This is a genomic window from Rhizobium sp. BIGb0125 (genome assembly GCF_024810055.1).
Taxonomy (GTDB): Bacteria; Pseudomonadota; Alphaproteobacteria; order Rhizobiales; family Rhizobiaceae; genus Agrobacterium.
This window is the reverse complement of sequence record NZ_JANUDV010000012.1, coordinates 14,359-27,717: the sequence shown is the minus strand read 5'-3', so window position 1 is coordinate 27,717 and position 13,359 is coordinate 14,359. Positions and strand designations below refer to the sequence as shown.

The 13,359-nt window shown below is 56.2% G+C and carries 13 protein-coding genes; 9 read left to right on the top strand and 4 right to left on the bottom strand.

Going from position 1 to position 13,359, the window contains the following annotated elements; genetic code table 11:
* Positions 1-29: 29 nt before the first annotated feature.
* Both M2418_RS24505 and M2418_RS24500 read right to left on the bottom strand, forming a co-directional pair.
* A complete protein-coding gene (locus tag M2418_RS24505) occupies positions 30-293 on the bottom strand; it encodes a hypothetical protein (protein WP_259149647.1) in 264 nt (87 codons plus the stop codon).
* Positions 294-327: 34 nt separating this feature from the next.
* Complete coding sequence (locus M2418_RS24500) at positions 328-1,089, bottom strand: SDR family NAD(P)-dependent oxidoreductase (protein ID WP_259149646.1); 762 nt, start codon at positions 1,087-1,089, stop codon at positions 328-330.
* A 266-nt stretch (positions 1,090-1,355) separates the two neighbouring features.
* Between M2418_RS24500 and M2418_RS24495 the strand changes: the two genes are divergently transcribed.
* From M2418_RS24495 to M2418_RS24455, 9 genes are all read left to right on the top strand, one after another.
* Positions 1,356-2,513 (top strand): transporter substrate-binding domain-containing protein, encoded by a 1,158-nt coding sequence (locus M2418_RS24495; protein WP_259149645.1) that lies wholly within the window; start codon positions 1,356-1,358, stop codon positions 2,511-2,513.
* Positions 2,510-3,163, top strand: coding sequence for an ANTAR domain-containing response regulator (locus tag M2418_RS24490; protein ID WP_259149644.1), 654 nt, complete (start codon positions 2,510-2,512; stop codon positions 3,161-3,163). The genes M2418_RS24495 and M2418_RS24490 overlap by 4 nt, the downstream gene beginning before the upstream one ends.
* Before the next feature lie 49 nt (positions 3,164-3,212).
* Positions 3,213-4,424, top strand: a complete 1,212-nt coding sequence (locus M2418_RS24485; protein WP_405049484.1) for an urea ABC transporter substrate-binding protein — start codon at positions 3,213-3,215, stop codon at positions 4,422-4,424.
* Positions 4,425-4,493: 69 nt separating this feature from the next.
* Entirely contained in the window at positions 4,494-5,366 is an 873-nt protein-coding gene (locus M2418_RS24480) for an ABC transporter permease subunit (RefSeq protein ID WP_259149642.1), read from the top strand.
* Positions 5,367-5,370: 4 nt separating this feature from the next.
* Positions 5,371-6,447: a branched-chain amino acid ABC transporter permease gene (locus tag M2418_RS24475; RefSeq protein ID WP_259149641.1), complete on the top strand. Its 1,077-nt coding sequence runs from the start codon at positions 5,371-5,373 to the stop codon at positions 6,445-6,447.
* Positions 6,448-6,450: 3 nt separating this feature from the next.
* On the top strand, positions 6,451-7,167 hold the full coding sequence (locus M2418_RS24470; RefSeq protein ID WP_259149640.1) for an ABC transporter ATP-binding protein: 717 nt from the start codon (positions 6,451-6,453) through the stop codon (positions 7,165-7,167).
* The gene (locus M2418_RS24465) at positions 7,160-7,876 is read left to right on the top strand and encodes an ABC transporter ATP-binding protein (RefSeq protein WP_259149639.1); all 717 of its coding nucleotides are present in this window, start codon (positions 7,160-7,162) and stop codon (positions 7,874-7,876) included. Before M2418_RS24470 ends, M2418_RS24465 begins: the two co-directional genes overlap by 8 nt.
* Positions 7,877-7,912: 36 nt before the next feature.
* Positions 7,913-8,911: an acetamidase/formamidase family protein gene (locus tag M2418_RS24460; protein ID WP_259149638.1), complete on the top strand. Its 999-nt coding sequence runs from the start codon at positions 7,913-7,915 to the stop codon at positions 8,909-8,911.
* A 63-nt stretch (positions 8,912-8,974) separates the two neighbouring features.
* A complete protein-coding gene (locus M2418_RS24455) occupies positions 8,975-10,711 on the top strand; it encodes a nitrilase-related carbon-nitrogen hydrolase (protein WP_259149637.1) in 1,737 nt (578 codons plus the stop codon).
* Between the two features lie 823 nt (positions 10,712-11,534).
* On the opposite strand, the gene M2418_RS24450 is transcribed toward M2418_RS24455, so the two are convergent.
* Both M2418_RS24450 and M2418_RS24445 read right to left on the bottom strand, forming a co-directional pair.
* The gene (locus M2418_RS24450; protein ID WP_259149636.1) at positions 11,535-12,548 is read right to left on the bottom strand and encodes a proline racemase family protein; all 1,014 of its coding nucleotides are present in this window, start codon (positions 12,546-12,548) and stop codon (positions 11,535-11,537) included.
* A 37-nt stretch (positions 12,549-12,585) separates the two neighbouring features.
* Positions 12,586-13,359 carry an ABC transporter permease gene (locus tag M2418_RS24445; RefSeq protein WP_259149634.1) on the bottom strand — a complete coding sequence of 258 codons (774 nt, stop codon included), beginning with the start codon at positions 13,357-13,359 and terminating at the stop codon, positions 12,586-12,588.

Sequence of the window (13,359 nt, the reverse complement as noted above, 5' to 3'; positions counted from 1 at the left end):
TGGTACCTGTTAATGTTTGGGTAACCATATTAGCCAAAGCTTAGCCCATTCAACAATGGAGGTTGGACATGGCTTACGACTGGGATGGATCCAGAAACAGAAGCAAGATGGATGAGTGGGCTGTAGGCTTGCTCTTCTTTGGATGGCTTTGCCTGATATTGGTGGCTGTCTTCCTCGTCACGAGACTGGCTGCGTAGTGAAGTCATGACGGGGCTGATCGACGGATTTCCCGTCAGGGCTTGCGCCGTCTGCATGCTATAGGGCGTCGCGGTGGCGACGGTACACCAGATCATCACATCTCTGATCAGAAGTCGCCACCCGCATGATCTAGAGCTGTACGCCGCGGGTCAGTGCGCCATCAACGACGAGGTTGGTACCGTAGACGAAACTTGCAGCCGGGCTTGCCAGAAATACGGCAGCATTGGCTATTTCCTGGGGGGTGGCCATGCGGCCCGTGGGGTTTAATGCAAGCGAAGCTGCAAACAACTCCGGATTGTTCTTTTCGATATTTTCCCAGACGCCCCCGGCAAAGTAGGTATTGCCCGGCGAGACCGTGTTGGCACGGATGCCTTTAGGTGCCAGAGAGAAGGCTAAGCCTTGCGTGTAATGCGTCAGTGCAGCCTTGAAGGAGCCGTAGGGCCCGGCAGCAAAATCAATTTCGCGGCCGGATACCGAGGCAATGGTAACGATAGACGCGGACTGGCTTTTTTCCAGATACGGCATCGCTGCGTTGACAAGCCTGACCGTACCTAGCATGTCGACGTTGAAACCCTGTCTCCAGCTCTCTTCGTCATTGCCGATCGCCAGCGCACTGACATTGCCAACGACAATATCCAGACCACCAAACAGTGTTGCAGCCTCCTCTACCCACATCGAAATCGCAGCGCCATCGGCAACATCAACACCGCGACCTATAGTAGAAACGCCCTTTCTCGCCAGATCGGCCGCTACCGCCTTGGCATCATCGACATTTCGGCTGCAGATCGCAACGTCTACCCCTTCCCCAGCCAGTGTTTCGGCAATTTTAAAACCGATGCCCCGCGTTCCACCCGTGACCACCGCGCGCAAGCCTTTCAGACCCAAATCCATCTTCGTTCCCCTTTGTTCGGCCGGTTCGCCGGCGCCTATACGCGCATAGGATCCCCTCCATTTTTGCACTGCGTCAAGGATCGAAACGAACTCAAAAAATTTTGATTTTCCGCGCTTGACATATCGCCCGCAAACGGTCAGCTTAATTTCAAGGCGACGAGCAAAGATGCTCATTAAATCGCCAATACTGAAAAATCGTTTTCATTTTTGGCACCGTCGCCGCCGACAGTATCTGCTGTCAGGTCCAACATCGTGGCTGCCGAAACATGGTCAAGAAATATTCGATCGGAATATTATTTTCGGTTACGGGATCTTACGGAACGGTCGGCAAATCGATGCTGAACGGCGCGAAACTCGCCTGCGATCAAGTCAACGCAGACAAGGGCTTCGGCATTCAGCTACGTCCTGTCGAGCACAATCCCGGCGGCGACCTGAGCGCCTATGCGCCAGCGGTCGAAACAATGATTGCCGGTGGCGTCAACCACATCGTCGGATGCTACACCTCATCAAGCCGCAAGGAAGTCATTCCAGTCTTCGAAAAGCACGACGCGCTGCTGTGGTACCCCACTCACTATGAAGGCTTTGAAAGTTCGGCTAACGTGATCTACACTGGCGCCGCACCAAATCATCATATGTTGCCGCTGGTCGATTATTTTACACGCAACATCGGCAATCGCGTTTTTTGTGTCGGTTCAAACTACATATGGGCATGGGAAAGCAACCGGGTTTTGCGGGAAGAACTCGCCCTGCGGCAAGGATCTGTCGTTGGAGAACGTTATCTGCCGGTCGGCGAGACAGATGTTGACTGCATTATCCAGTCCATCTTCGAGACCAATCCAGACATCGTTTTCAATTCACTGATCGGTGAATCCGCCTATGCGTTCTTTCGCGCCTTTCGGGCTGCCTGTACAGCGCGCGGCATCGACCAGGTGAAACGTTATCCCGTCGCCAGCTGCAATCTTTCCGAACCTGAGCTTTCCAGCATCGGACCGCAAGCCATCGATGGCCATTTGAGCTCCAGTGTCTATTTCGCGTCCATCGACACCCCCGCAAACCACGATTTCGTTAAAAAATACCAGGCCGCGTTTCCACAGGAGATTGTCCCATCGGCGGAAGCGGAAGCGGCCTATAGCGCGGTAATCCTGCTCGCAAAATCCCTGTATCAGGCGGGCAATGACGATATGCGGGCCGTAAAAACCTGCGCAGCCAACCAGCGGCTGAGTGCGCCACAGGGCGAAGTCGTCATCGATCCAAGTACGTTTCATGCCCACCTGACACCCAGGATCGGGCGATCGCGCGGCGATGGACAGTTCGACATCGTTTTCGATGCTGGCAGCCCCGTCGCGCCGGACCCCTACCTGATCAACTCCACCTCCACTCTTGAGGCACCGTCGCGTCGCCCAGCCCTGAGGATCGTGTCATGAGGTCGAACCGATACGTTCAGAATTTTCGCCAGCGGCGGGCGCTCGTGCTGAGCAATGATGTTCGCGCGACAGAGACAATCATGGCCATGGTGACACGCTTGGGAATGTCACCGGAGCATCTTTCGTCTCATGACGGTGAGTTGCGCAATCTGCTCGATGCCGCAAAACCACAGCAAGACGTGCTGTTCCTCGATGGCGATCTCAACCTCTTCCCTGAAATGACCCACAATGCGGTCAACGAGCAATCTCAAGTCCCGGTCGTGGGTCTTGTCGGAATAGAGGCGCCGAGCCGCCTGAGGATGCTGATGCAGCTTGGCGCCACGGCATTTCTTTCAAAGCCAGTCCATAGTGGCTCGATCTTCTCAGCCCTTTATCTGGCAATCAACACCTTCGAACAGAAGGCGGATTTGCAGCTCTCCATCCTGGAGCTGGAAAAACGCCGCAGATATCGCCGTCACGTCATAAAGGCTGTGACGGTGGTGATGAAGTCCCATTCCCTCGATGATGAGGGAGCGTTCGCCCTGCTCCGCAAGGAAAGTATGCGCGCACGCCTTAGCCTTGAAGCCTATTGTGAATGTGTCGTTCAACGAAGCACGGCGCGCACCATCGACGACATGGAACCTGACGAGAAGCAGGCCATCGCCGAGTAGTTAAACCACCTCCATGGAGAACAAAATGATGAAGACGCTTAACGGCGCCATGACGGCGCTCGGCCTAATTTTGCTTTGCTCCGGGGCGGCCAACGCCCAGGAACCCATCAAACTTGGCGTGCTTGAAGACCAGTCTGGCGATTTTGCCGCCGCGACAATCGGCAAGGTTCACGGCATCCAGCTTGCAGCCGAAGAAATCAATGCCGCCGGAGGCATCGCAGGTCGCCCCCTCGAACTGGTGGTCTACGACACCCAGTCCGACAACACGCGCTATCAGGAATTCATGCGTCGCGTACTTCAGCGTGACAAGGTGGATGCCGTTTTCGCCGGTTTTTCCTCTGCGTCGCGTGAAGCTTACCGGCCAATCGTCAACCAGTTCGACGGTTTCGCCTTTTACAACAACCAGTACGAAGGTGGTGTCTGCGACGCCAACATGGTTGTCACTGGCGCTGTTCCTGAACAACAGTTCTCGACGCTTCTTCCCTACATGATGGAGACCTACGGCAAGAAGGTCTACACGATCGCTGCTGACTACAATTTCGGCCAGATCTCCGCCGAATGGGTGCGCAATATCGTCAAGGAAGGCGGCGGCGAGATGGTGGGCGAGGAGTTCATTCCGCTTGGCGTCTCACAGTTCTCTCAGACCATCCAGAACATCCAGGCAGCCAAGCCCGATTTCATCGTGACTTTGCTTGTTGGCACGGCTCAGGCTTCATACTACGAGCAGGCAGCTGCGGCCAACGTCAACCTTCCGATGGGCTCTTCGGTCAATGTAGGCCAGGGTTATGAGCACAAGCGCTTCAAACCACCAAGCCTCGCCAACATGTATGCGACCGTCAACTGGATCGAGGAAGTGGACAATCCACAGTCCAAGGCCTTCGTCGAGAAATGGCACAAGAAGTTTCCCGATGAGCCCTACATCAATCAGGAAGCAGAAAACTCCTATCTCGCCGTGTATCTCTACAAGCAGATGGTCGAGCGCGCCGGCGGTTCGACCAAAAAGGACGAACTGCGCAAAATCATTGCCCAGGGCGATGTCTGCTTCGATGCGCCGGAAGGCAAGGTCTGCCTCGACCCTAAGAGCCAGCACATGTCGCACACGATCTACTTGGCTAAAGTCAACGATGATCACTCGATCAGCTTTCCCAAAGTCTGGAACGACATCAAGCCTTATTGGCTGGGCGAAGCAGGCTGCGATCTGACCAAGAACGATCCGAGCACACAATACACGCCATCCAGCCCCCCACCGGCTGCCAACTAACCCCAAAATCGGCCGGGGCTCTCTGCTCCGGTCGTTCCCCGAGGCGTGCCCGCAAGGAAGTCTACTGCGATGACTTTAGTCTACACCCTGTTCAGTTTCCTCTATCAGACGGGCGACGCCTTCGCCTTTCTCGTTCTTTCAGCCTGTGGTCTGGCAATTATCTTCGGCATGATGGGCGTGATAAATCTTGCGCATGGCGAGTTTATTCTATGCGGAGCCTATGTGTGTTCAGCCAGTGCGCGGGCCGGTCTACCGCTACCGCTTGCCATCCTCGCTGGTGCCGTTGCTGCAGGTCTTGTCGGCATGGTCATCGAACGCATCATCATTCGTCCGCTCTATGACCGCCCACTCGATACGATCGTGGCCACATGGGGGGTCTCCATGATTGTCACGCAAAGTACGCTTATTATTCTGGGGTCCACAATGCACGGCACCGGAACACCGTTCGGCAGCTTTGCGGTCGGCCCCTATTCCTATTCGGTCTACCGCGTGGTCCTCATGGCGGCAGCGGTGGCAACCCTTGGCGTCCTCTGGCTCGGGTTCACCAAGACCCGTTTCGGCATCCTGGCCCGGGCCACTATACAGGTGCCGCACATCGCTCAGGCGCTCGGCGTCAATACCGGCCTCATCTACAGCCTGACATTTGGTCTGGGTGCAGCCCTGGCTGGTCTCGCTGGCGGTCTCTACGCGCCGACGATGACCCTTGTGCCGACGATGGGGAGTGCCTTCGTCGTTGAAGCCTTTGTGACCGTCGTAGTCGGCGGAGCTGACATCTTCCTTGGCACGGCACCGGCTGCACTCGTTCTCGGTGCGGCCAAGGCCGCGCTTACCTCTTGGCAAGGACAACTTGCAGGCCAGATCGGCCTTCTCGTCGCAGTCATCATCGTCATCCGAATCCTGCCGCGGGGCATATCCGGCTGGATCCTTCGTGAAAGAGCCTGACCCTATGTTGAGACCCAATCCCCTATCACGAGCCATTGCCTTGCTGGAAGGCCCTCAAACGCAGGGGCGAGGCACACCGTTCTGGGCAAGCTTTGCCGTCGTTGTCGCCATTGCCTGCGCCTATCCCCTCTTCGCGGACGGTTACGACGTCGGCAACAATGTTTACTTCTTCAACTGGACCTTTATGGCACTGGGCCTCAGCCTTATCTGGGGCTATGGCGGAACACTGAGCTTCGGACAGACTGCCTTCTTCGGTGTCGCTGGCTACAGCTACGGCGTCATCTCCATCAATCTTGGTGATGCCTATGGGTTGACGCTGTTTGCATTATTCGCGTCTGTCGCGGCGGCGGCATTGTTTGCAGCCTTGCTTGGGTACTTCCTGTTTTTTGGGCGTATCAGCGGAGTTTTTCTGGGGATCGTCACCCTGTCGGTCACGCTTGTTCTGGAGCGTTTCATGGCACAGACCGCTGGTCCGGAATGGCGAGTGGGCCTGGCAAGACTTAACGGTTACAATGGCATGGGCAGCATGCCCTCGCTTACAGTTCCGTGGTTTGGCGGCGACATCGTTCTCTTTCCCGATGTGCAGCTGTACTACTTTACGCTCGCACTGTTGGTTGTCAGTTATCTCGGCCTTCGTATCCTTGTGAATTCCCGCTTTGGAAATGTGCTCGTTGCCATTCGTGAAAACCCACAAAGGGCAGAGATGCTTGGCTACGACATCCGCGTCTATCAGCTCGTGACTTTTGTCATCGGTTCAGCCTTTGCAGGTCTATCAGGCGTTCTTTACACCTCCTGGGGCAACTATATCACGCCCGCATCGATGAACATGACCGCAGCAGCTCTGCCAATCGTATGGGTGGCCGTTGGCGGTCGCAGCGACCTGACCACCACATTGATCGGGACGCTGGTCGTGCTCGCCGGGTTTCAGGCTTTGACCATTCACGGGAGCCAGTATGCACTCGTCGTCATGGGTGTTCTGCTCGTACTGACTGTTCTTATAGCACCGCGCGGGCTCATCTTCGGCCTTGGTACATTTCTGGCAAAATGTTTCCACCACAAGACCACGGCCGGGAGGGAGTGACGCATGGCTATCCTCGAAACACGTGAACTCAACAAATGGTTCGGAGGCCTGCATGTCACATCAGGCGTGAATTTCTCTCTGAAACAGGGCGAAATCCACTGCCTCATCGGCCCAAACGGCGCCGGCAAAAGTACACTCTTCCGCCTTATCCTGGGAGAGCATCTGCCGACCAGTGGTCAGATCGTCTACGAGGGAGTGGACATCACGAGAGCAAAATCGTTCGAGCGCATCCGCAAGGGTATCAGTGTTAAGTTCCAGGTCCCCGGGATATTCAAGGCGCTAAGCGTCCGCCAGAACCTGCAGATCGCGCTTCAGCATCACCGGCGCCCGGAGGATCTGGACGAGGAAATCGACAGGCTCCTGGAATTTCTCAAGTTGACCGAGGCGCGCGCTCAACTCGCGGGCAACCTGAGCCACGGCCAGAAACAATGGCTGGAGATCGGCATGGCAGTTGGCCTCAAGCCACGTCTTCTGCTCCTGGACGAACCGACCGCCGGTATGACACCGGACGAGACTGCTGCCACCGGCGAGATGGTGCAAGCGCTCAACCGGGACGGAGTGACCGTTCTGGCGGTCGAACATGACATGGCCTTCGTCCGCCAGATTGCCCACAAGGTCACTGTTCTTCACTTCGGCAAAATCTTTGCCCAGGGCACTATCGACGAGATTGTTGCCGATGAGCGCGTGGCTGCCATCTATTTGGGAGACGCCCATGCGTAAGGAAATCCTCCTCAACACCCTTGGTCTATGGTCGGGTTATGGTGGCAAGCCGGTCCTGCAGGGCATCGATATCCAGGTCCGCGAAGGCGAGATTGTCGCCGTTATCGGTCGAAACGGCGTGGGAAAGTCCACCCTTATGAAAAGCCTGATCGGTCTTCTTCCCGGCGACAAAGGATCAGTGGTTTTTCGCGGAGCCGCGATCGATACCATACCGGCTTTCAAGCGGGCGCGGCTCGGGATCGGTTACGTGCCGCAAGGACGCGACGTTTTTCCTCGGCTCAGCGTAATCGAAAACCTGCTGGTCGGCGAATCCATCAGTGGCAAACGCGCCACGGCCGACCAGATCGAAGCCGTGTTCAGTTATTTTCCTATCCTCAAGGAACGCCGGAACCAGCAGGCCGGAACCATGTCTGGCGGACAACAGCAGCAGCTTGCGATCGGCCGCGTTTTGATGGGCAGGCCCTCGCTGATCCTGCTCGACGAGCCGTCAGAGGGCATCCAGCCCAACATCGTTCAGGATATCGCCCGGATCATGGTGGAGCTCAACAAAACAACCGGCGTCACGGTGGTGTTCGTGGAGCAGAACATCGACATGATCCGCGCGATGGCGCAGCGCTGCTACGTCATAGACAAAGGGCGGATCACCAATGAGATCATGCCAGAAACGCTCGAGGACCGTGACGCCGTCCGCCGTTATCTGGCTGTCTGAAACCTCAAAATCCCTCACATGAAAAGGATAAAACACATGAGTTGGCTCGACGAAACAATCATGGCCCGAAAAGGCGTTGCCAAAGGCAAAGTCGGAGAGACTTACGCCATCACCGAGGAAAGCCAGGGTAAATATCATTATGTCTACGGTGCCTATGTCGATCCGATCTTGAAAGTTGATCCGGGCGCCGTCGTCTCGGCGGAAACCCATGATGCATTCGAGGGAGCAATCAAAAGCGAGACAGATGTTCCATCCAAGGTTCTCAATTTCCCCTACCTCAACCCACAGAATGGACCGATCTACGTCAACGGTGCAGAAAAGGGTGACTGCCTCGCCGTCTACATCAAGAGCATTGTGCCGCGCGGGCCGCAGCCCAGGGGCACGACAGTCATCATGCCGGAGTTCGGCGGCCTGGTGCCAACAGCCGACACGGCGCTATTGACCGCGCCTTTGCCCGAACGCGTACGGAAAATACATGTCGATGCCGAGACCGGTGTCCAGTGGAACGACAGGATCACGCTTCCCTACGAGCCCTTCATCGGAACAATCGGCACCGCACCGGAAATTGAGGCCATATCGTCGCTCGTTCCGGACTATTACGGCGGCAACATGGACCTGCCTGATGTTTGCCCAGACACCGTGATCTATCTGCCAGTCAATACCGAAGGTGCATATCTCTATCTCGGTGATTGCCATGCAGCGCAAGGTGACGGCGAGCTTTGCGGCGTCGCACTCGAGCATCCCACCGTCACGACGGTTCAAATCGACCTCATCAAGGGCTGGACAATCAGGACGCCGCGACTGGAAAATGACCGGTTCTACATGACGATCGGGTCGGCAAGGCCGATGGAGGATGCGGCCCGCGGCGCTTACCGCGAATTGATCCGCTGGATGGTCGCAGATTTCGGCTTCGAGGAACTCGACGCCTATATGTTGCTCACCCAATGCGGTCGCGTCCGTCTCGGCAACATGGTCGACCCGAAATATACGGTCGGTGCCTCCGTTTTGAAATCCATCATCGGCATAGCCGCCTGAAAAGACCAACCGAGCAGGGTCGCCCATCTTGGGCGGCTCCCTATCTTCCCGATGGAGCAAGACATGACCGACCCTTTCAAAGGCGCTGCAATCCAGTTTGAACCCGATTTTGGTAACAAGGACCGCAACGTTTCAGCGCTGCTGGCACTGGTCGAGGAAGCGGCAACCAATGGTGCGAGGCTGATCACCACGCCGGAAATGTGCACAACAGGTTATTGTTGGTACGACCGCCAGGAAGTTTCCGGTCTTGTGGAAACAATCCCCGGGCCGACCACAGATCGTTTTGCGGAACTTGCGCACAAATATGACTGCTTCATTGTTCTGGGCCTGCCCGAAGTCGATGCGGAAACCAACCTCTACTACAATTCTGCGGCACTCATCGGGCCGGAAGGTTTGGTAGGCGTTCATCGAAAAACGCACCCCTATATTTCAGAGCCGAAATGGGCTGCATCCGGTAATCTTGGTCATCAGGTTTTCGAAACCAAGATTGGCCGCATAGCGATGCTCATCTGCATGGACATCCACTTTGTGGAGACGGCGCGATTGGTGGCACTCGGTGGTGCGGACGTGATCTGCCATATCTCGAACTGGCTAGCCGAACGGACCCCTGCTCCCTATTGGATAAGCCGCGCTTATGAGAACGGCTGTTACCTGATGGAGAGCAATCGCTGGGGACTTGAACGAGGTGTTCAGTTCTCAGGTGGCAGCTGCGTCATTAGCCCTGAAACCGAAATCCTTGACGTGGTTGATGACGGTGACGGCATTGCTTACGGCTTGATTGATCCGGCACGGTCGCGCATGAGGCAGATCGCAGGCGAGCCCGTTATGCTGCAGCGTCGTCCCGAGCTTTACAGCGAGCTGATGACGAACACCTATACGTGGAATCCGGGAGAATTCTTCTGTCTCTACGGACACCAACCGATTGAAAAAGGGCGTCGCAGCCGCATTGCCGTCGGCGAGTTCACTCCGACATCTGATCACGACGCCAATCTCTCCATGATGTCGGCTCTGGCGAAACAAGCCAAGGCTCAAGGGTCAGAGCTCATCGTCTTTCCGGCTTTTGCCTTGACCGGGCTCGACAACCCTGCGCAAACGGCAATCCCGCTCTCTCATCCTGCGGCGCAGACGATCGGCAAACTCTCGCAGCAGCTCGGCATCTCCATCATCGCCGGCTTTGCCGAGGCGCAGGAGAACGAGCGCTTCTGTAGTGTCATGATCGCCAGACCTGATGTTCCTGCCATCGCTTACCGCCAAGTCCACCTCACTCAGGATGAGCACGCCTGGGCAACACCGGGCGACGAATTCTGCGTCTTCGATCTTCCACTGGGAAGAGTAGGCGTCATGGTCGGACACGATGCGGCTTTTCCCGAGACTGGCCGTCTCCTTGCGCTCAGGGGTTGCGACCTAATCTGCTGCCCCTCGAGTATCAGTGATGGATTCCATCTTGGCCACCCGGGCAGTAAGGTCAGGCAACCAGAGCCGATCCCCTATGGCGCAGACCAATTGCACTGGCACCACTACCGGGTGCGCGCAGGGGAAAACAACTGTTACTTAGCATTTTCCAATACCAGGACGGTGGCAAACCAGGCGGCAGGCCTCAGCGGCATATTTGGCCCCGACACCTTTGCATTCCCACGCAAGGAGGCGCTCGTGCAGGAGGGAGGCCTTGCGGTCGCGGAAATAGATACCTCAAGCACAAGCCCGACATATCCGACAAACGTCGTGCGCAGGAAAGACCTCGTCCTCATGCGTCAGCCGCATCACTATTTGCCACTGGTGATGTCATCCGTGGCTATTTAATCGTACAAAGGTTGCCGACGCCAAAACCCTGTTGCGAAGGCAAAACCTCAGTGACAGTCTGAAATTTCAGAAGCGTGGACGCATCGCGCGACGATGAAAGCGACAGGGAGAAACCGGTTAAAAACTCGCTGTAATGAAAAAACGAAACACGAATTTCGCCACCGCACTGTTGGCCCTCAACGCTCTGCAACAGTTCTATGGCGAAGTGACACCCGGATTACCCTCTTGCAAGGCGGGAGCACCCGTTGTCTCACATCACATGTTTCTCCTTCGTTTGGCCGTGCAACTGACGGCCAACGGCTTACTCAACTCGGCAGGTCACGCCGCTTGAAGTGCCCCGCGGCAAACGACAGCCTCAAGGACATAAAATTGGAACAAGCTTCCACGAGCCTTTGGAGAGCAGATCGTTTCCGATTTTTGTCGCGCAACAGTGAACGATCATAGAATAAGGCCGCTAAGCGGAATTTCCTATTGCTGCCAAAGTGGAACACCACGATCCGGGCGTAGTCGGTCCCGCCCTCCGCTGCGCGGCCACTATGTTGGGCTCCTGCGGCGACGCTTTCCCGGTCCTGGCGTGTCGAGAATTCCCGAAATCCCGCCTGAAGGCGGCCGCTATGCTGATTTCTCCGATACTCTTCATTCTGGTCTTGGATCACGCCACAGCGGTTCCGATCCAAGATTGTGTCATCCCGTCGCAACGAATGGTCAGCCAACAGCGCTGAAGCTGACTTCTTAATTTCGCTGGGTCAGGGATCAAAGGTACTGTTTTGCCATGGCGGGACAGCGGACGCACAAAATGTGGTGCGTCCGCCAGAAAGCTTCTTCAGAGAACCATGAAGCCGGCATCGACTGGATCGTCACGATTGATGGTCCAGGCCGCGGTGCCCAGCATTCCGGCCGTGCCCTTGACCGTCGGACGCACGGCACGCACAGAACCAAGCGTCGTTTCGCCGATCAGGCAGCCTTCGAACACACCCGATCCGAGGAGACCTTCGGAGGTGATCGTCTGGTTGAGGGAAATGACGCCACGTTTCTCGAAATAGGCCATCATCGCAGATGTACCTGTTCCGCCGGGTGAACGGTCCAGCTGGCCAGTAGAGAAGACGTGCACGTTTTTGTAAAGGCATCCCTCGATTGTTGGTTCGTGCCAGAAGGTAACGAAGTTCAGGTTGTTGATGTGGGATTGCGTGGGATGCTGCACCTTGACCTTCTCACGGATCGCCTCTCGCGCTATCAGGCCCATACGCGAAAGCTCGGAACCGTTCTCCGGCGCGATGCGCAGTGTGGTATTGCGAAGGTCGATGATGCCGAAGTAGTTACCACCCCACACAAGGTCGGCCTTGAGGGCGCCGTAGCCGGGCAATTCGAACTCGATATTCTGTTCGGCGACGTAGGCTGGAACGTTTTCGAACCGGGTCCACAATACGCGATCACCCTCGTGTGCGACCTCGGCAACGACCAGACCAGCCGTCGTTTCGAAGCGGATCTTTGTCAACCCGTCCGCAGAGCGTCTCACCAAGCCATTGGCGACCATAGCCATGGCGACCGCGATCGTTCCGTGACCGCACATGTGCGAATATTCCTTGCCGTCGATGTAAATCAGCCCGGCATCGAATTCAGAAGATGATGGCGGTGTGAGAAAAACGCCGAACATGTCCGCATGTCCACGCGGTTCGCGCATCAAAGCCTTGCGCAGCCAGTCGTAGTTTTCCTCGAGAAAAGCACGCTTTTCGAGGATGTTCGAGTTAGCCGGATAGGGCACGCCGCTATAGATGATGCACAGCGGTTCGCCTTCCGTATGGGTATAGATTACGTTGTACACGTCCTGAACGCGCATTTTATGTCTCCTGAGAATGTTGGGGGATGGGAAGGGTTTAACTTCCAGACAGGAAGTCCAGACCGATCAACCAGTCGATCAGAATGATCGCGATAGCTGCGGCCAAGATTGTCAGCGACGAGACCGCCGCAATGGATGGGTCGACCGAATACTGCACGTAATTGAACAACTGTACCGGGATGGTATTCAGCGTCGACGTTGTATTGAAAATCGATAGCTCGACATTGATGAACGAGGTGATGAACGCAAAGATTCCACCCGAGACAAGCCCGGCTCTTATTTGCGGAAGCGTGATGAGAAAGAAGGTCGACCATGCAGAAGCACCAAGATCGCGCGATGCCTCCTCCAGCGACAGTTGCTCATGTGAAAACAGCGGCAGTATCGTGCGCAGCACGAACGGCGTGATGATGACGACATGGCCGACCAATAATGCCGGGAAATTGCGAATCAGCCCGATTGAAGCACCATACTGCAACAACGCCGCGCCGATGACGATATGTGGCAGGACCAGCGGCGACAGCAGCACCGCTGACAGCACCGACTTCCCGGGAAAGGAATAGCGTGCCATTGCGATCGAGGCAGGCAGTGCGACCACTATCGCAGTCAGAGTTGCCACGCCGGCAAGACCGGCACTTGTCAGGAATGAACGCACATAGGTAGGGTTTTCGAGCACGACCGCGTACCATGACAGCGTCAATCCCTGGGGTGGAAAGGCCAGAAACTTTGTTTCGGTCAGCGAGACGCCGATCACCACGACCAGCGGCAACACCAGATAGGCAAGCGTGGTCAGCGCGATAAGTCGAATGATCAT

What these genes read in the sequence shown, in the direction of transcription:
- M2418_RS24455 (WP_259149637.1), top strand. Translation starts at nt 8,975, where the DNA reads ATGACCGACCCTTTCAAAGGCGCTGCAATCCAGTTTGAACCCGATTTT.
- M2418_RS24490 (WP_259149644.1), top strand. Translation starts at nt 2,510, where the DNA reads ATGAGGTCGAACCGATACGTTCAGAATTTTCGCCAGCGGCGGGCGCTC.
- M2418_RS24500 (WP_259149646.1), bottom strand. Translation starts at nt 1,089, where the DNA reads ATGGATTTGGGTCTGAAAGGCTTGCGCGCGGTGGTCACGGGTGGAACG.
- M2418_RS24505 (WP_259149647.1), bottom strand. Translation starts at nt 293, where the DNA reads ATGATCTGGTGTACCGTCGCCACCGCGACGCCCTATAGCATGCAGACG.
- M2418_RS24465 (WP_259149639.1), top strand. Translation starts at nt 7,160, where the DNA reads ATGCGTAAGGAAATCCTCCTCAACACCCTTGGTCTATGGTCGGGTTAT.
- M2418_RS24485 (WP_405049484.1), top strand. Translation starts at nt 3,213, where the DNA reads ATGACGGCGCTCGGCCTAATTTTGCTTTGCTCCGGGGCGGCCAACGCC.
- M2418_RS24450 (WP_259149636.1), bottom strand. Translation starts at nt 12,548, where the DNA reads ATGCGCGTTCAGGACGTGTACAACGTAATCTATACCCATACGGAAGGC.
- M2418_RS24475 (WP_259149641.1), top strand. Translation starts at nt 5,371, where the DNA reads ATGTTGAGACCCAATCCCCTATCACGAGCCATTGCCTTGCTGGAAGGC.
- M2418_RS24480 (WP_259149642.1), top strand. Translation starts at nt 4,494, where the DNA reads ATGACTTTAGTCTACACCCTGTTCAGTTTCCTCTATCAGACGGGCGAC.
- M2418_RS24460 (WP_259149638.1), top strand. Translation starts at nt 7,913, where the DNA reads ATGAGTTGGCTCGACGAAACAATCATGGCCCGAAAAGGCGTTGCCAAA.
- M2418_RS24470 (WP_259149640.1), top strand. Translation starts at nt 6,451, where the DNA reads ATGGCTATCCTCGAAACACGTGAACTCAACAAATGGTTCGGAGGCCTG.
- M2418_RS24495 (WP_259149645.1), top strand. Translation starts at nt 1,356, where the DNA reads ATGGTCAAGAAATATTCGATCGGAATATTATTTTCGGTTACGGGATCT.
- M2418_RS24445 (WP_259149634.1), bottom strand. Translation starts at nt 13,359, where the DNA reads ATGATCATTCGACTTATCGCGCTGACCACGCTTGCCTATCTGGTGTTG.